The sequence below is a fragment of the Bacillus sp. GB_SG_008 genome (assembly GCF_052038115.1).
Taxonomy (GTDB): Bacteria; Bacillota; Bacilli; order Bacillales; family Bacillaceae_G; genus Bacillus_A; species Bacillus_A rhizoplanae.
This window is the reverse complement of sequence record NZ_JBPZSK010000003.1, coordinates 655,047-671,891: the sequence shown is the minus strand read 5'-3', so window position 1 is coordinate 671,891 and position 16,845 is coordinate 655,047. Positions and strand designations below refer to the sequence as shown.

15 protein-coding genes and 1 pseudogene are annotated in these 16,845 nt (G+C 37.3%); 9 read left to right on the top strand and 7 right to left on the bottom strand.

Going from position 1 to position 16,845, the window contains the following annotated elements:
- The first annotated feature begins 630 nt into the window (after positions 1–630).
- The 3 genes from ACTDJC_RS11085 to ACTDJC_RS11075 all read left to right on the top strand — a co-directional run bounded on the left by ACTDJC_RS11085 (position 631) and on the right by ACTDJC_RS11075 (position 6,314).
- Complete coding sequence (locus ACTDJC_RS11085; protein ID WP_440603394.1) at positions 631–4,092, top strand: LamG-like jellyroll fold domain-containing protein; 3,462 nt, start codon at positions 631–633, stop codon at positions 4,090–4,092.
- A gap of 206 nt (positions 4,093–4,298) precedes the next feature.
- Positions 4,299–5,384, top strand: a complete 1,086-nt coding sequence (locus ACTDJC_RS11080; protein ID WP_440603393.1) for a HupE/UreJ family protein — start codon at positions 4,299–4,301, stop codon at positions 5,382–5,384.
- A 411-nt stretch (positions 5,385–5,795) separates the two neighbouring features.
- A complete protein-coding gene (locus tag ACTDJC_RS11075) occupies positions 5,796–6,314 on the top strand; it encodes a methyltransferase family protein (protein ID WP_440603392.1) in 519 nt (172 codons plus the stop codon).
- Positions 6,315–6,495: 181 nt separating this feature from the next.
- Here the strand turns inward: ACTDJC_RS11075 and ACTDJC_RS11070 are convergent, their stop codons facing one another.
- From ACTDJC_RS11070 to prsA, 3 genes are all read right to left on the bottom strand, one after another.
- On the bottom strand, positions 6,496–7,884 hold the full coding sequence (locus tag ACTDJC_RS11070) for an MFS transporter (RefSeq protein ID WP_440603391.1): 1,389 nt from the start codon (positions 7,882–7,884) through the stop codon (positions 6,496–6,498).
- A gap of 533 nt (positions 7,885–8,417) precedes the next feature.
- Complete coding sequence (locus tag ACTDJC_RS11065) at positions 8,418–9,158, bottom strand: GntR family transcriptional regulator (RefSeq protein ID WP_440603390.1); 741 nt, start codon at positions 9,156–9,158, stop codon at positions 8,418–8,420.
- A 459-nt stretch (positions 9,159–9,617) separates the two neighbouring features.
- On the bottom strand, positions 9,618–10,490 hold the full coding sequence (gene prsA / locus ACTDJC_RS11060; RefSeq protein ID WP_440603389.1) for a peptidylprolyl isomerase PrsA: 873 nt from the start codon (positions 10,488–10,490) through the stop codon (positions 9,618–9,620).
- Between the two features lie 195 nt (positions 10,491–10,685).
- On the opposite strand from prsA, the pseudogene ACTDJC_RS11055 reads away from it, so the two are divergent.
- A pseudogene (locus ACTDJC_RS11055) lies at positions 10,686–10,757 on the top strand (YjcZ family sporulation protein); the annotation flags it as partial.
- 31 nt (positions 10,758–10,788) lie between these two features.
- Here ACTDJC_RS11055 and ACTDJC_RS11050 read toward each other — a convergent pair.
- A complete protein-coding gene (locus ACTDJC_RS11050; protein ID WP_141524955.1) occupies positions 10,789–11,004 on the bottom strand; it encodes a hypothetical protein in 216 nt (71 codons plus the stop codon).
- A gap of 89 nt (positions 11,005–11,093) precedes the next feature.
- On the opposite strand from ACTDJC_RS11050, the gene ACTDJC_RS11045 reads away from it, so the two are divergent.
- The gene (locus tag ACTDJC_RS11045; RefSeq protein WP_440603388.1) at positions 11,094–11,432 is read left to right on the top strand and encodes a DUF1878 family protein; all 339 of its coding nucleotides are present in this window, start codon (positions 11,094–11,096) and stop codon (positions 11,430–11,432) included.
- A 2-nt stretch (positions 11,433–11,434) separates the two neighbouring features.
- Here the strand turns inward: ACTDJC_RS11045 and ACTDJC_RS11040 are convergent, their stop codons facing one another.
- Both ACTDJC_RS11040 and ACTDJC_RS11035 read right to left on the bottom strand, forming a co-directional pair.
- The gene (locus ACTDJC_RS11040) at positions 11,435–11,995 is read right to left on the bottom strand and encodes an HTH-type transcriptional regulator Hpr (protein ID WP_098306015.1); all 561 of its coding nucleotides are present in this window, start codon (positions 11,993–11,995) and stop codon (positions 11,435–11,437) included.
- A gap of 297 nt (positions 11,996–12,292) precedes the next feature.
- Positions 12,293–12,655, bottom strand: a complete 363-nt coding sequence (locus tag ACTDJC_RS11035; protein ID WP_098306017.1) for a YtxH domain-containing protein — start codon at positions 12,653–12,655, stop codon at positions 12,293–12,295.
- 114 nt (positions 12,656–12,769) lie between these two features.
- Between ACTDJC_RS11035 and ACTDJC_RS11030 the strand changes: the two genes are divergently transcribed.
- Positions 12,770–12,961, top strand: a complete 192-nt coding sequence (locus tag ACTDJC_RS11030; RefSeq protein ID WP_098306019.1) for a hypothetical protein — start codon at positions 12,770–12,772, stop codon at positions 12,959–12,961.
- A 107-nt stretch (positions 12,962–13,068) separates the two neighbouring features.
- On the opposite strand, the gene ACTDJC_RS11025 is transcribed toward ACTDJC_RS11030, so the two are convergent.
- The gene (locus ACTDJC_RS11025) at positions 13,069–13,503 is read right to left on the bottom strand and encodes an HIT family protein (protein ID WP_098306021.1); all 435 of its coding nucleotides are present in this window, start codon (positions 13,501–13,503) and stop codon (positions 13,069–13,071) included.
- A gap of 553 nt (positions 13,504–14,056) precedes the next feature.
- Here ACTDJC_RS11025 and ACTDJC_RS11020 point away from each other — a divergent pair.
- The 3 genes from ACTDJC_RS11020 to ACTDJC_RS11010 are packed head-to-tail and all read left to right on the top strand — an operon-like array spanning position 14,057 to position 16,789.
- On the top strand, positions 14,057–14,803 hold the full coding sequence (locus ACTDJC_RS11020; protein ID WP_098306023.1) for an ABC transporter ATP-binding protein: 747 nt from the start codon (positions 14,057–14,059) through the stop codon (positions 14,801–14,803).
- Positions 14,796–16,013, top strand: a complete 1,218-nt coding sequence (locus ACTDJC_RS11015) for an ABC transporter permease (protein WP_440603387.1) — start codon at positions 14,796–14,798, stop codon at positions 16,011–16,013. The genes ACTDJC_RS11020 and ACTDJC_RS11015 overlap by 8 nt, the downstream gene beginning before the upstream one ends.
- Before the next feature lie 59 nt (positions 16,014–16,072).
- Positions 16,073–16,789: an EcsC family protein gene (locus tag ACTDJC_RS11010; RefSeq protein WP_098306265.1), complete on the top strand. Its 717-nt coding sequence runs from the start codon at positions 16,073–16,075 to the stop codon at positions 16,787–16,789.
- The last annotated feature ends 56 nt before the right edge of the window (positions 16,790–16,845 follow it).

Sequence of the window (16,845 nt, the reverse complement as noted above, 5' to 3'; positions counted from 1 at the left end):
CCGGTTCCACCAATCGGGTTGATAAACGGTGAACTTTATTACAAACTGCAGAACTTTATTTTAAATTCACACCCTTCAGAATCAAACTTGCTTTTTTACTAAATTGTAAGTGACAAATTTTAATAGAGAGTAAATCAAATGTAAAAGTTTCGTAAATGGGTTCTGGGGCAAAAAGATTAAATTGCATTGCTGGTAGTATCTAAAGGTCATTTTAAGTTTTACTTAACACGGTATACAGATTTTTGGAATTTATTAAACATTTCGAACAATGATACACTTCTTTCTGGCATGGGATACGACCGCATTACTTAAAATTAATGTTCATTGCCTCGTATTTTTATTCAAAATTATTAAAAGGAAAAAGGAAAGGGGAAAAAATGAAAAGAGCGGAATGGAAAAGGTAGCAGACGATATTCTACATGCTAAAGAAGAAGAAAAAAACGATGGAGCGACAACAAGATTCGACGTTAACGGGGTCCCGCCGTCAAAACGCGAATTTTTCCCGCTAAGCGATCAAGTAATATAAAATCCTGATTTTCAACCCCTCTAAGGGACCCCTTAACGGGCTAAGCAAAATGACAAACAGCCATTTCATATTGAGTATTACAAAGAATAACAGGAGGTTTAATTATGCTATTTCTTAAAAGGTTAAAAATTCTAACACTAACGATGATAGCTATTCTAGTAGGCCTTAGTGCTGTGCCTTTTCAGGGAAAAAGCTATGCAGCAGGGATAGAAAGCACTAAGGAAGAACCTATCTTCAGCTTCATGTCAATGTCCGACACGCATAGCGATACGGGTAAAACGGCTAAAGCTGTAACGGATGCTAAAAATAATAATGCCAGTGCAATAGTTTTATCCGGGGATATAACCAATGTCGGGGATAGCGGTGAATATGACGCCATAAAAAAGGCTATCGATTCTGTAAAAGGTCATCCGCCGGTGTATTATACAATGGGAAATCATGAATATGATTGGCAGTCGGATTATAATGTAGCGAAGAACAGATTTATAGAAAAGGCAGAAATACCAGAAAAGAAGGTGTATTACCACCGGGAAATACAAGACTATGACTTTATATTTTTAGGGTATGATACGAAACCGTCCTATTATGCGTATATGTCCGATGAAGAGTTAGCCTGGTTGGACAGCACGCTTGCTGCAAATGCTGAACCGGACAAGCCGATTTTTGTGTTCTTGCATGAGCCTATTCACCAGACCGTATCCAAGTCATATTCTTCGAATGGTTATTATCAAAGAACTACACAGGACCAGGAGTTCCGAAAAATCCTTAAAAAATATCCACAGGTTATTTTAACAACAGGACATCTTCACGACGATACTAAGATACAAGGCAACATGTACGCGGATAAATTCACTGCATTAAGAGACGGTGCCGTTTTAAATAGTCAAGCTATGATGTTTGATGTATATAAAGACAAGGTACATATAAAGGGAAGGGATATAACTACACAAAAAACCATATGGGAAGGTACTGTGAGTCTGCACCCAAATACAACCGGCATGTATGAAGCCGAGGATAGTGTGTTCGCATATGCAACCTCTGGCGACGACATAAATTCGTCCAGCGGCAAGTATGTGAATATGAACCATGGAAGCGCATATATCGAGTCGATCAAGGTTGACGGAGGAGCTTCTGGCGGCAATAAAATATTGAAAATAAGGTATGCTACCGATGCTACCAATGCTACCAAGGGAATATATGTAAATGGGGCCAAAGTACAGACGCTCAGCTTTCCGACTACCGGAAGCATGAGCTCGTATAACGAATTGGCGGTACCTGTTGAGCTGAATCCGGGTCCAAATAACAAGATCGCCATACAAAGCGATGGCAACGCAGCGGGCGTAAACATAGATGAATTCCAAATTATGGATGGTAACAACCCCAAACATATGTGGGGATTTAACGACAATGGCAACGACAGTATCAAGAATGGGATTAATGCAACCTTGCATGGAAGTGTTGCCTATGATAAGACGGATAAAATGGAAGGTTCAGCTTCGCTCAGCCTGAACGGTGCTGACGGTAATTATGCAAGTGCAGATCTTGCATCCAACAAACAGAACAATGTAACGCTAACAACCTGGGTGAAGTGGAATGGTGCAACCTCAGGATCGCAACAAATATTGTCTAACGGAGATGGCCTTACCAATGGATATTCAATCATGCTGGATCATGACCAAGGCGATAAGGTGTCCATTGCGATCAACGGGCAGACGATCCTTGGATCGCAGACTGCTTTGACTCCAGGACAATGGACCAATATTACTGCGGCAAGAAGAAGCGGAGCCTGGGAGCTTTATATCAATGGCAAGAGCACACCGGTAACCAATAATACAACAGATCCTTCTAAGCCAACAACGGGAACGTATATCGGTGCAGACAGTACCGGTAAACAAAGCTTCAATGGACGTATTGATGCTGCAAGAATTTACAATCAAGCTTTGTCTACAGATCAGATAAAGGCGATTGCCAATGAGACTTCTGACGTTACGTTGAAAAGCATCGAAATAACTAAACTGCCAACAAAGTTGAATTACCTGCTGGGAGATGGGGTGAATATAGACGGGCTGGTTGTGACAGGCACTTACAGCGATGGAACAACAAAAGTGGAGAACGTAACGGATGATAATATTACCGGCTTTGATAGTGTCACTCTTAAAGAAGGAGCACCAATTACTGTGACTGTAGGTGGAAAGACAGCCAGCTTTAATGTAAATATTTTAGATGTAATGCCTGGTTCAGCATCGGTGCCAGGAAGGATAGAAGGTGAAAACTACAATGCGAGAAAACCGGATTCTGTATTTAGAAATTTTCCGAATAATGATGGCGGACGCGCATGGGTGGTTATGGGTATAGAAAAAGACGAATGGATGGAATATAACGTAGATGTGGCAAAATCGGGATTCTATCAAGTAAATTACAGGGTGGCAACATGGCGTCCGGCAGAGGTTGAATTCCAGGTAGATGGAGTACCTCAAACGAGAACCCCATTTTCAACCGGGAATTGGAATTATGACACTTTTTCTTCCGATACGATCAAACTGAGTGAAGGCTCACATAAAATAAGGCTGAATGCAAATACAGGTTTTTGGAGATTGAACTGGTTTGAATTGACAGAGGTTCAAGAAAAAAAATTGAGCAGTATCACAGTACCTGCACCGGTAACAGTGCCAATCGGAACGGCGAAGACAGCGGCAGCTCTTGGATTGCCCGAAAAAGTAGCCCTTGTAACCGATGGGGGAAATGTGGATGCCAGTGTGAATTGGGATGTAAATAGTGCAAGCTACGATCCAACTGCCACGACGGCGCAGACCTTCACGGTAGCAGGAAAAGTAACTCTGCCTATTGGAGTCGTAAACCCGAACAGCGTTCCATTGACAATAAGCATGAGCGTAACTGCAAAGCCTGCCGAACTAGCAGCCCACTGGAAGTTCGATGAAGGATCCGGTACAACCGTCGGCGATGCTTCAGGCAAAGGCAACACCGGAACTTTGGTTAACAACCCGACTTGGAACAGTTCGGGCAAGATCGGTGGAGCGCTTGCTTTCAGCGGTGGCTCAAGGGCCGAGTTCAACTCTTCGGCAACTTTGAATCAAACGGGTGACGAGTCCGTATCGTTTTGGTTCAAGACTTCTCAGCCTGCAACCAGCACCACGAGCATTTTCCGTAATTCTAACCGTTTCACGGCCCTTCAGTTGGTAAACGGTCAAGCTCGCGCGGCCTATTGGACCAATGGTTCATCCGGTTATAAAGCGTTGTATTTTCCATGGACCTACAACGATAACAATTGGCATCATTATGCGGCTACCTACGATCATGCACAGGGGCTGAAGATCTATGTCGACGGTAACTTAGTGGCAAGCAAAGCAACGGATGTCGGACCGCTCCCGACTGTAACGAGTAAAATCGTGCTGGGAGCCACTGAAACCGGCGGAGAAGCTTACAATGGACTGCTGGACGACGTTCGCGTATATAGCGACGCATTGACTCAGGACGAAGTAAGGCAATTGAGTGATCAACAATCGCCAACGACAACGGACAATGCGCCAAGCGGATCGGTCAATTAAGATGCCACTGTAACCTTAAGCGCGAGCGATACATTGACAAAATTACGATTCGCTCAAGGGATTAGATTTAAACTTTGATGAAAAGAGGTCCCGCGGCAAAATATTTGCTGCGGGACGCTCTATATTTAGACGCTCAATATTTATTAACACAATTACAATTCGCTCCAAGGGATTAGATTTAAACTTTGATGAAAAGAGGTCTCGCTTTGAAACTACGTGCATTCTTGTCCTTGTTCATAGTCACCTTAATATTTTGTGCGAATCCCAGCACTTCATTTGCCCATACCGTCAAAAGTCAAGGTTACTCGATTTTAAACATTAAAGGGAAAACGATTGACTATGAACTTTTTATTGATCAAATAGACATGCTGGAACAATTTGATACCAACAAGGATAAATATCTGGAGAACGAGGAACTGTCCTTGCAGAAAGAAAGAATCGAAGCGGTATTACAGAAAGATCTTCGTATAGAGGTGGATTCGAAGCCCTTAACGATGGAAATGCTTTCGATGGAGGTGGTAGAAAAGGCTTCCCATATCGGCGTATTGTTTAAACTAAGGTTAACCGCCGATGAAGCGATCGAACAATTTAATCTTCATTACAATCTGATGTTTGAAGATTCGCCTCTTCATACGAATGTACTTTTGGTCCATTCAGGGGAATATTTCTATCAGAATATTCTTGATACCAAAAATAAAGATGTTCAAATCACCATTACTCAGCCTGAAACTATTGCTCAGCCTGAAAGTGAATCCGTCCTATGGAAATACTTTGTACTTGGAATCGAACACATTTTGACCGGGTACGATCATTTGCTGTTTTTGGTATCCTTAGTATTAATCGCAACTCGCTTCAAGGATGCGTTGAAAATTGTTACTGCTTTTACAATCGCCCACAGCATTACACTGTTCTTGGTGGCGTCGGGCCGCATTCACGTCATCTCGTCCTGGGTCGAAGCCTTGATTGCCCTGACGATCTGTTATGTGGCAGTGGAAAATATATTTGTTCAAAAGGCGAAATGGCGGTGGCTATTGACGGCCTTATTTGGCCTGATTCACGGTATGGGCTTCGCCGGGGCTTTGGCCGAAACGGGACTTCCAAAGAGCAATCTGATTGGCTCACTCCTGACGTTTAATTTAGGTGTGGAAGCGGGTCAGCTCATGTTCCTATGCCTATTACTTCCCTTCTTGCTATGGCTGCGAAGGTTCCCATGGTATCGTAAAATGATGATCTCAACGTCTTGCCTTATTTTTGTTGTAGCATTTTATTGGTTTATTCAACGTCTGCAATAAACCATAGCCCAAAACATGAAAAGATTGCCAACCATATGGCCCGAAAGGCCCGAGAAGTGAAATCTTTTTATTTTGTCTTCGTGGTTACCCTACAAATTGAGCCATTCCTATGAGGGGATACGTAATGCAAGTTCATTAGTAGAAGGCGACGAAGTTTCCGGAATGGTTGAAGCGAGAAGCTTGACGGCGATACACCGATCATGATCAACTCAGTGAAAATTAAAGGAGATAGCTATAGTACTTCCCAAATTTTCAACTTTAGTGGCAGTCGTTACAAAGTGAAAGTATTTGTGCTTGATTCATTTGACGCTAGCGAATAAATGTAAGTTTACATATTTGGGGGTATTCGTAATATAAATAATGTAGTAATAAACTTCAATTGTAAATTAAAGACCTAAAAGGCGGGATAGAATGAATGCATTTTTGACAGTTATACCAATTATACTTATAAGGTATGGCCTATTGAGTGCAATAAGTAAAGAGGGGCCTAAACGTGCAGGTTTCTTTGCTCCATTATTGGGAAAAGAAAAAGTGGCCCTCTGGATTTATCAAATTACGACCGCTCTTATGCTATTATTTTTATTACTATTCAAAATTAGAACAGACTCGGTTTGGTTTTATATCGGCCTGATAATCTATATTTCAGGAATTGTTTTATATGCGGTATCTATAGTAAATTATGCTAATCCTAAAATGAATGGGATAAATGTAAACGGGTTATATCGAATATCCCGCAACCCTATGTACATTGCATATTTCATTTACTTCTTGGGTTGTGCATTGCTTACACATTCATGGATATTGCTTGGGTTATTAATAGTTTTCCAAATATCAGCGCACTGGATTATTCTTCCAGAAGAAAGATGGTGTATCAAGAAATTTGGGGAAGAGTATATAAAATATATGAATAGAGTGAGACGTTATTTTTAGATAGGTAAATAAATGGTCAGGGTAGAGATAACAGATTCATCCAAACCTGTTATCTCTGCCCTTTTCATGTAATCAAAAGAGAACCCTAAGCTTTTGGGCTTAGGGTTCTACTATGTTCTAAGTTTTTCTTACAAAGAAATTCTATATGACTAGTTAACTAATAGACAACTTGTTCAATAATCTATTTTGTCGCTTTTCGTCCAACTAATACCCAGTACAGAGATAAACTGAAAAGGGTAATGAGTACGAGAATGAATAGGATATTACTAAACATGGAAGCATCCAAATTGCTTGTAATCCCGAAGAAGTTTTGTCGCATTGCGGAATGGTCCATCATTGCTGCTGTATAGGCAATTCCGATCGACATAGCGACACTAAGTGTTAAGTTATAAAACCCGATTGCTGTTCCTGTTTTTTCTTTTTCAATTGTACAAATGCAAGAATCAAGTAATGGTGCATACATGAGTGCAAATGAACTAGAGAATAAAATCATGGATATCACGAATACAACAACAGAAGTTTTTATAAAGAATCCGCCTAATAGTAAGCTGACCATAATGCTGCACATAGCGATTGTAATACATTGCTTGCTTCCCAGAATCTTCGCAATTTTCCCGGAAAGAGCCCCGACAACAGCAGCTGCTATATATCCTGGAATTAATAATAATGAAATGGTATCTAGCTGCAAACCGTAAATCTTTTCAAGCAAGAATGGAAATAAGAAAATATATGCTAACTGTACAGAGTAAATTACAAAAGCAACTCCAAGTAATGAGATAAACTGTTTATTTTTAAAGAATGATATTCCGATAAAAGCTTTTGAGTTCTTACTAATATAAGTAAGGAACAATGTAATTGCCACAATAAACAAGATAAGATACATCCAATTGAAATCAGTAATATATAGTAGTAGGGATGCTGAAATGATTCCTACTAGAAATAATCCTAATACATCTACATTACTGTTTTTCGCTTCTTCCTTAGGAAGATATTTCAAAATAAAAGGAAGGGTGAAAAGTGTTACTAAAGAAAGTAAAAATAGAGTTGTCCAATGGAAGTATGTAGAAACATAACCTCCAGTTAATGCACCTATAAGCTGTGAAAGAGCAAAACTACTTGTACTTAATCCTAAAAATTTCTTTTGTTCATTTGCAGGTAAATGTTTTGTTACAAAGATAACATATAATGTTTCAGCTGATGCTAAACCTGCAGTTTGGATCATTCGTGAGATAACAACTAATAAAAACGAGTGTTGAAAAATATATCCCATGACTGAACCAACACATATTAAAATAATACCAATGCTAAAAAGTTTTCTGATACTAACGGAATCTGCTAAAGTTGCGTAAACAACTGCTCCAATTCCAATTACAAGGCCAGCTAAGGTTGCTTGCCAGCTAACTGTTGTCGCTGAAATGTGAAAATCCTTTGCCATATCAACAGAAACTATCTTAAATGAATTGTCAATTACTAAACATAATAGAAATAACAGTAAGGTAATAGGTACTGCTTTCTTAGCATTATATTCTTGAGTTTTCTTCATGCTTACATCTGCAGTTATTGTAGACATAGTTATATTCCTCTCCTTTTGTTATGCAGGAAATTGTCTTCCTGATTCATGATTGTCTCGCTTTTATAAAGGAAACGTTTCCATAAATGACTAAAATATCTTGCCTTTTGATTACGCTTTCATGATCATGCGTGATAACCCTTTAAAATATACAATATCGTATGGTTGTATGCATCTGGGTAATGAAAACGATATCATATACTTCCTTCTTATGATGTTTATAAGGAACTTACATGAATAACCAAAACCATCTTACCTTCTGATTGCGCTTTCATGGTAATGTATGATAACTCCTTGAAGTATACTATATTGTATAGTTGTCTAAAAACTTGTATACATCTTAACAATGAAAAGGATACCATACCTTTCATTGGCTCACAACCCATCTTTCTTTCGGAATTTGTCTTTTTTGTTACAAAAAAAAGCGATGTATTTCGTATGAAATACATCGCTTGCAAATTAAATATAGAACTTTATCACGTATAGCCCTCCACGAATGGAAGTTTCTAAGAGAGAATGGATTGCTCATTCGATTATTTAGATGTTTTAATCCTAATCTGACTAAATTCTATTGGTATATAGTATTTATTATAAACCACAGGGTATTTATCGCTGATATATACACTTTCTAAAATCAAATCACATTCCTCTCCGTGGAAAATTTGGTATTTTAATGACGGAGTGTTGACGGAATTAGAACGTTTAATTTCGATGGTAGAGGAATTAGCGAGTTCATATACTTTCTCCTCCAACATTTCCAATACTTGCTTCTCGTTTTGTAAGTCAAGATTTAATTTGGAAACAGCTTCTATTGGCATCATCGTAAAAGCAAAAGCAACTATCTTATCGTTACTTTTATACCAGCGTTCCAACGCAACCACTGCACTCATTTCTTGATTTAATACTTGCATTGCATAGTCCGTTACTAGGTCAATTCGGAAATTCAGTTCGATATCATCTATTTTTTCCGTATAGCATTTATATAAGGGATTCCCCAACTTCTCCAGGCCATCGTTACTTTCATTATGATGAAATTTTGTAATGAAATTTCCTTTTCCATGGATATTTTTAACCAATCCATCTTCCTGCAAAAGTGCCAAAGCATGTCTCAATGTCATTCTGCTCACGCCGAATATTTTGGCCAATTCGGGTTCTGTTGGAAGCTTGCTGTCAGGGGGAAATGTTCCATCCATGATTAATTTATACAATTGGTCATACACAGTGACGAATAGCGGTTTTTTTTGTTTATTGAGTTCATGAAATTTATTGTTCATTTTCTTTTACCCCTATAGTTTATAAATTCCGTTTCTTCTCGTTTTATCCCGCTCAAACGGTCGGTAATGTAGGTTATTTCAAGAAGAAAAACCGTCCGTAAGAGCCCGATTGGTGAGAGCTTTCCATCAGCAGAAAAAGCATCTGCTGATGGAAGTTTCACTTTATAGTAGATTATTTTCTTTGTTCTATTGTAACTTACTTTTTTGTGGAAATTAATAAGCTTTCAAAAATTCATTATCATTTGCACTAGGTGTGATTGTCTCGCTATTTGTGGACAATAGGATCCGCACCTCAAGGTTCAGAGAAAAGTAAAGAAGATAGGTGGGGGATAATTGTCCGTAAAAGCTCGATTGGTAAAAGCTTTCCATCAGTGGGGAGGAAGAACCCCCCCACTGATGGAAGTTTCATTTTATTTAATACGCAAAACAAAAAAGCCCGGCATATGCCGAGCTTTTTTATTATTTGCTAGATGAACCAGATGAGCTAGGTGCGCCAGATGTACTTGCTTTCGGAGCTTCGAAGATATCTTTTAAATCTTTATCGTTAATCTTCACATCTGCTTTTTTCATTTCTTTTGTAACAAGATCGTTCATGAATTGTGGATCTTGGATTTTCTTATCAACAAGTTCCTCTTTAATACGATCTTTTTCTTGGTCGAATGGTTTCAATTCTTTAATGTCAGTTACTTTGATGATATGGTAGCCAAATTGTGATTTTACAGGTTGACTGATTTCATCTTTTTTCAATTTATATGCAGCATCTTCAAATTCTTTTACCATTTTACCTGGTCCGAAGTATCCTAAGTCGCCGCCTTTATCTTTTGAACCTGTATCTTCAGAGTATTGTTTTGCTAAGTCTTCAAAAGATTTTCCTTGTGCTAGTTCAGCTTCTACTTTTTTCGCAGTTTCTTCATCTTTTACAAGAATGTGGCTTGCTTTGATTTCAGGTTTGTAATTTGCTTTTGCTTCTTCATCCGTGATACTTGCCTTCACAGCTTCTCTCATTGAAAGCTCAGCGCGAACGGAATCTTTTAATTGTTTCTCAGTCATACCGCTTTGCTTTAATAAAGCATCAAATTGATCACCGTATTGCTTTTTATATTCGTCATATTTTTTATTAACGGCATCGTCTTTTACTGGGTAATTTTTAGTGAATACTTTTTCCATTGTCATGTTACGTAAGACGTTTTGACCGCCTTGTTTCTTCATTGCATCATAGAACTCATCTTTTGTTATATCGCCAGCTTTTGACGTTACAACTTTGTCCGAAGTGCCACATGCTGATAATGTGAACACGCTTGTTACAGCTAGAGCAAGTATTGCTTTCTTCATGAAATAAACACTCCTACTATTATGTATTTTTTATAGTATAAGCAATATGTACTAAATTTAATATAACATATTTCAACATGTTTTCCTATTGATAAAGGAAAATTAACCATTTGTGGGTGAGTATTGTAAGATTAGGCCATTTCACCATTTTAGGTTTATAGGCATACAAAATAAGGTGAGGGGGTTGAAATTATAATGAATCGACAATTAATTTTGTTGCTTGTGTTATTTATTTTATTGGTGATAGTAGGTATAATTTGTTTATAAAGGAAAAAAGTGAGGAAGGGGGTTCCCTTCCTCACTTTGCATGAAATATAATTTCTATATAACTAGAAATTAATAAAATAGTGATACATACATTAATGAACCGAAAGACACCCGTTTTACGTCGATCAGACATTTGTTTTTGTTGACACAGTGTGTGCGTCATGAAATTCGTATAAACTAGAACAATAAGTGCAAAAGCGATAAATATAATTGTCACGAGGAGAGTCCTCCTTTGGCGAAAATACATATAATTGAATCTATTGTATCATACGATATTTTGTTCGTGTTATAAAATTCTGAAATAGAGAAACTTGTATTAGAAAGAGAGGGAAGAAAATGGACGTTGTCAAGCGCTTAGATCAAGCAGAATATTATGTATCGCTTCTTTTTAAAATGATAGATGAACAAAAGTGTCCATTTTACTCTTTAATTATAAAGAAGAAAGTGATGAGACGTGATGTAGAACGTTTGTTAGTTCTTTGTGAAGAAATGAACGAGCAATACATAATCGAAAAGCAAGAAGGTTTACTTTTATTTGATGCACTGTTGGATAAATTTGAAAAAGCGCTTCCACGAAGCCTCGAAGGAAAAGAGACCGCAGAAGCGCTTGAACGTCAAGGTTTATTTCAACCATTAATGCAAGAATTTATACGTATGATGGCATTAAAAGAATAAATTTAAAATTTTTTAACAAGTTTTTCATCGAGTTCTGTAAAATTGTCCTCGATATTATCCAGGGATTTCTCGAAAATGTCGATAAAATCTTGCCCGTAAATATTTCGTAAAATGGCGATTAATTCGATATTTTCTGGGAATTTACCATAAAAATTACGAAGAGCCAAAGCGCCATTAAAGACAGAATTACTTTCAGGGTCATACTCCTCCATTAATTGCAGCAGCAATTGCTCTCCCATATCCGTAATCTCGATATACGTGTTTCGCTTGTCATCTTCTTTTTTTGAAAAAATAAGTAAACCGCGCTCTTCTAGTTTTTTAGAGAAGTTAAAAGCTGTGGATACATGCATTACGCCGAACTTTGCAATTTCTGAAATAGAAGCCCCTTTTAAATGATACGCAATCCATAAAATGTGATGCTCATTAATGTTTAAATCGTATGGTTTAATCCATTGCTGCCAATCTTTTTCTACAGATTTCCATAATGCTTTTGATAGTTGAGCGATGCGTTGACTGAAAATCATCGCTTCTTTTATCGAATAACTTTTTTCCCCGCTTTTCATTTATTCACCCACTTTATACAATTCTTATTCATTAGTATCTATTATGCCAGTAAAATAAAAATTAATAAAGTCTTTTTGTTAGAATTGTGAAAATTTTTCGGAAAAATGACAAAACTATACAAATTCCGAGTTAATTTGGAAGCGTTTCATTGCGGATTAGGGTAAAGATTAACGTAATTTTATTCTCATTTGCATGAAAAAAGGAAACAGTGTAATTGTATAAAAAATACGGCACATGTATGTCATGTGCCGTGTAAGAGAAGAGCCGAATCAAAAATATTTGTTATATACGAAAAGTTACGCTTTATCAGGAACTGCTTGTTGTAATTTTTCAATTGATTTTTGAATGTCTTCAATTTCTTGTTCAATATGGCGCTTGTTTTGGGAAATATCTTGTCTCCATACAGAGAATGTTTCGTGCATATCATTTCTTAATTCTTGAATTACCTCTTTTCCTTCAGAAGCTGTTTCAACAATTTGTCGTTTTAATAATTTAGTATCTGCTGTAATATCAGATAATGTTTTCTTTATATCATTTCCTTTTTCTTTTAACTTATTTCGCATATCTTTTCCAGATGAAGGAGTGGAAAAGAGCACAGCAAGTCCAGCGACAGCTCCGCCGCAAATGACGCCAGTTAGGAAGAATTTAGATTTTGACATAAAAAGGACCTCCTTAATTGGTTCAACTAACCATCAGTTGATGGAAGTTTTACTTTATCGTTGTACTCATGATGTGTAAAAACGTGCATATGCATAAGACAAGGGGGGAGAAAAGTGAAATGGATTACAACAATTTGTTTTATTGTCAGTCTTTTCTTTCTTGTACGAGCAATGCAATTACTTTTCATTTTAAAACAGAAAAGATCGTATCCGCCAATACTTTTGGTGAAACAACAAACCGTTAGGTTCGCTTTTATTGGCGGGATATGTATGGTATGTACAATTTTATTGTACATACTACAATAGGTTATCTATTCAGATGAAACGGTTAGTCTGTCTTAATATGTTATATAAGAAAGATTATCTGCAAAATCTGATCTTTTCAACTCATCAGTCCCGATGAAAGTGTTATACTACTTTACACTAGTTGCAATTGTGTTTGCAATGTTGTGTAACTCTTCCATTGTGTAATCACCTTGATGAGATTTCCACACAGCGCCAAATCCGTCCTTCCCGCCGTAGCGTGGAATTAAATGAAGATGGAAGTGAAAAACAGTTTGGCCTGCTTTTTCTCCATTATTATTTAGTAAGTTAAAGCCAACTGGATTGTACTCGGTTTTAATAGCGTTCGAAATTTTTGGAACGACAGAGAAAATGTGTGCAGCAATTTCTGGTGTTAATGCAAATACATCTTGTTTATGTACTTTTGGAATTACGAGTGTATGTCCTTTTGTAACTTGGCTAATATCTAAAAAAGCAAGTACATGCTCATCTTCATATACTTTTGCGCAAGGAATTTGCCCTTCAATAATTTTACAAAAAATACAATTATCTGCTGTATGATTCATATTCCTCATCCTTTCAGTAGTCTTAGCCGTATTTTACCATAATTACATAGTAGAAAAAACACGAAAAGCAGGAAGCTAATTAAGCTTCCTGCCTTCTGAAGAAGGGTTGAAAAAGCGTTTTCGTTTAATCTACCTTTAACAGACACCTCATTTATTAGGAAATGCGTGGTAATTCGACATCTACTCTGCCGTCGACACCCCATTTACAATGAAATGATGTTGCAATCCTTCTGAAATGACTTGTTTATTTTATAAAACAGTATCTACTCTCCTCGAGACACCCCGTTTCTAAAATTAAACAATTATCTGCTCCGTGTAAACTCACTCACTTTGTCCATTATAGACACCCCATTTCATGATGATTTCGCTATGCTGTGTTCATCACTTTTATGGTTGCTTTTTCAATGTGTTCCTTCCTCACTAATTATGATGTCCGCTTTTGTAAAAGTTATGTAAAGGAAATTTTTTCTTTTTATAAAAGTTCCGTACTATGTAGGAGCTTTAATTTTTTGGTAAGATGATTATACATACATAAAGAAGAAAGTGGTGTCATATGGAACAATTATTGCGAGTCGAAAATGTCACAGGTGGATATACAAAACGGCCTGTATTGCAAAATATTTCATTCTCCGTTAAGAAAGGGGAACTTGTCGGTTTAATTGGTTTAAATGGTGCAGGCAAGAGTACAACAATTAAGCACATCATCGGATTGATGGAGCCGAAACAAGGTCACATTACGATTAACGGCAAGACATTAAAAGAGGATATGACAGCATATCGCTCTAGTTTCTCATTTATTCCAGAAACACCTGTGTTATATGAGGAGTTAACATTAGAAGAGCATTTAAAGCTAACAGCAATGGCATATGGCGTTGAGGAAAAAGAATACGAAGAACGCGTAGGAAAATTGTTAAAAGAGTTTCGCATGAAAAATCGTTTGAAGTGGTTTCCATCCCATTTTTCAAAAGGGATGAAACAAAAAGTAATGATTATGAGCGCCTTTTTAGTGCAGCCTTCTCTGTATATTGTGGATGAACCGTTTATTGGATTAGACCCGTTAGCCATTCAATCGCTTTTGCAAATGATGGATCAAATGAAGAAAAGCGGTGCTGGCATTTTAATGAGTACACATATTTTAGCAACAGCAGAGCGTTATTGTGATTCGTTCATTATTTTGCATCAAGGCGAAATTCGTGCACAGGGCACACTTGAAGAGCTGCAACAGCAGTTTAACATGGCGGGTGCAACGCTTGATGATATTTACATTGCACTAACGAAGGAAGAAGATGCTGATGAATAGTAAAAAGTTATGGAGCGAACGGTTTCGTCATTTTTTAAAAGAAATTCGTACATATGGTAAATATGTGTTTAATGATCATTTAAAATTTATTTTTGTATTTATCATCGGTGCGGGTGCATATTATTATCAGCAATGGTTACAAACATTAACACCTTCATTTCCAGCAGCATTTGTTATAGCAGTTCTATTGGGCCTTGTATTAACTGCAGGATCGATTCAAACGTTATTAAAAGAAGCGGATCTTGTATATTTACTGCCGGTAGAAGAAAAATTAAAAGCATATTTCACAAAAGCATTTCAATTTACGTTTCTCATTCAGTTGTATCTGGTAGCGATGGCCAGTGCAGCGATTGCTCCGCTCTATTTCCAGCAGATGAAACAATCCGGAATAACATACATAGTAATTGTGCTCGCTATTGTGTTAAGTAAAGCTTGGAATTTATTTGTCACTTGGGAAAAGTCTTATATAACGGATAACCGTATTCATCTCATTGACTGGTTGGTCCGTTTTGTGCTTAACTTTTTCTTTGTATATTTCCTTGTAGAGCGCGCTTCGGCTGTTTATATGGGAGCAATCATTTTTGCGATGGTGGTTTATCTTGTATTTTTGCAGCGAAAAGTAAGAGGAAAACCGCTAAACTGGGAATACTTAATTGCTGAAGAAGGAAAGAAAATGTTATTGCTATACCGCATTGCCAATATGTTTGTCGATGTGCCAGCGTTAAAGGAACGTGTATCTCGCCGGAAATGGCTTGATTTTATTCTCAATACCGTACCAGAAAAACGACCATATTTATTCTTATTTGTTCGTACGTTTTTACGTTCAGGAAATTATCTTGGATTGTATGTTCGTCTACTTATAATTGGCAGCTTGATTTTATACTTTGTTCCATTTCTATATGCACGTCTTATTGTCAGTGTCGTGTTTTTATATTTAATTGGCTATCAGTTGCTAAGCTTATGGAAGCATCATCGTTTGAAGTTATGGATGGATTTATATCCTATTTCAGAGGAAGCGAAGATGAAGGATTTTCTCGCATTATTATGTGCTGTCCTTTGCGTAGGTGGTGTAATTTTCACCGTGCTATTTGCGGTTGCAACGAAGGATATGATGATGACAGGAATCGTATTTCTTGAAAATATGTTATTTAGCGTTGGATTTGTATATCAATACGGCGCAAAGCGCTTAAAAAAATTATCCCGCACTTAAAATATAGGTGAAAAATCTGATGAATGGAAGGTTCACTGTATATTGAAAGGAAGAAAAGTATGACTGAATATGAACAAAAGGTCATCTTAGAATTGCAGCAGTGGAAAAGAAAAATTATAAAAAACTCTTCCGCAATGACACGTTTTTCAAAAGCAATGCAAACGAAAGTGCAGCAATTCATTCCAGCAAAAGTGCAAAACATATTAACAGAAACGATTAAAACGATGGTGCAAGGAATTAGCATCGGTTCAAATTTCATCAAACCGAAGTTAAAAGAAACGGATTGGTCATTGCAAAGAAGAGATGAAGAAGTGCTAAAGAAAATGGATGAATATAAAAAGATTGCAGCCGCGGAAGGAGCTGGAACAGGAGCAGGAGGTTTCTTGCTCGGTCTTGCTGACTTCCCGCTTTTGCTTAGCATTAAAATTAAATTTTTATTTGATGCGGCGACATTGTACGGCTATGATACGAGTAAAAAAGAAGAGCGGTTATTCATTCTTCATGTATTCCAACTCGCTTTCTCAAGTGATGATCATCGAAAAGAAATATGGAAGGCTATTGAAACGTGGGATACGAATATAGAAAATCATATTGATTGGGAGAAATTTCAGCAAGAATACCGGGATTATATTGACTTAGCCAAGATGCTGCAGCTTGTACCAATCATCGGTGCGCCGGTGGGGGCGTACGCGAACTATCAACTTTTACAGCGGCTCGGTGAAGTGACAATGAACTGCTATCGGCTGCGCTTCTTACAGCAAAAAGGAATAATGTAACGCGAAAAACTTTCGTATCTATACAGATGCGAAAGTTTTTTTATACCTTCAAAAAA

Excerpts from the sequence above, each read along its gene's own strand:
- ACTDJC_RS11085 (WP_440603394.1), top strand. The coding sequence starts at position 631 with ATGCTATTTCTTAAAAGGTTAAAAATTCTAACACTAACGATGATAGCT.
- ACTDJC_RS11075 (WP_440603392.1), top strand. The coding sequence starts at position 5,796 with ATGAATGCATTTTTGACAGTTATACCAATTATACTTATAAGGTATGGC.
- ACTDJC_RS11070 (WP_440603391.1), bottom strand. The coding sequence starts at position 7,884 with ATGTCTACAATAACTGCAGATGTAAGCATGAAGAAAACTCAAGAATAT.
- ACTDJC_RS11065 (WP_440603390.1), bottom strand. The coding sequence starts at position 9,158 with ATGAACAATAAATTTCATGAACTCAATAAACAAAAAAAACCGCTATTC.
- prsA (WP_440603389.1), bottom strand. The coding sequence starts at position 10,490 with ATGAAGAAAGCAATACTTGCTCTAGCTGTAACAAGCGTGTTCACATTA.
- ACTDJC_RS11050 (WP_141524955.1), bottom strand. The coding sequence starts at position 11,004 with ATGTATTTTCGCCAAAGGAGGACTCTCCTCGTGACAATTATATTTATC.
- ACTDJC_RS11045 (WP_440603388.1), top strand. The coding sequence starts at position 11,094 with ATGGACGTTGTCAAGCGCTTAGATCAAGCAGAATATTATGTATCGCTT.
- ACTDJC_RS11040 (WP_098306015.1), bottom strand. The coding sequence starts at position 11,995 with ATGAAAAGCGGGGAAAAAAGTTATTCGATAAAAGAAGCGATGATTTTC.
- ACTDJC_RS11035 (WP_098306017.1), bottom strand. The coding sequence starts at position 12,655 with ATGTCAAAATCTAAATTCTTCCTAACTGGCGTCATTTGCGGCGGAGCT.
- ACTDJC_RS11025 (WP_098306021.1), bottom strand. The coding sequence starts at position 13,503 with ATGAATCATACAGCAGATAATTGTATTTTTTGTAAAATTATTGAAGGG.
- ACTDJC_RS11020 (WP_098306023.1), top strand. The coding sequence starts at position 14,057 with ATGGAACAATTATTGCGAGTCGAAAATGTCACAGGTGGATATACAAAA.
- ACTDJC_RS11015 (WP_440603387.1), top strand. The coding sequence starts at position 14,796 with ATGAATAGTAAAAAGTTATGGAGCGAACGGTTTCGTCATTTTTTAAAA.
- ACTDJC_RS11010 (WP_098306265.1), top strand. The coding sequence starts at position 16,073 with ATGACTGAATATGAACAAAAGGTCATCTTAGAATTGCAGCAGTGGAAA.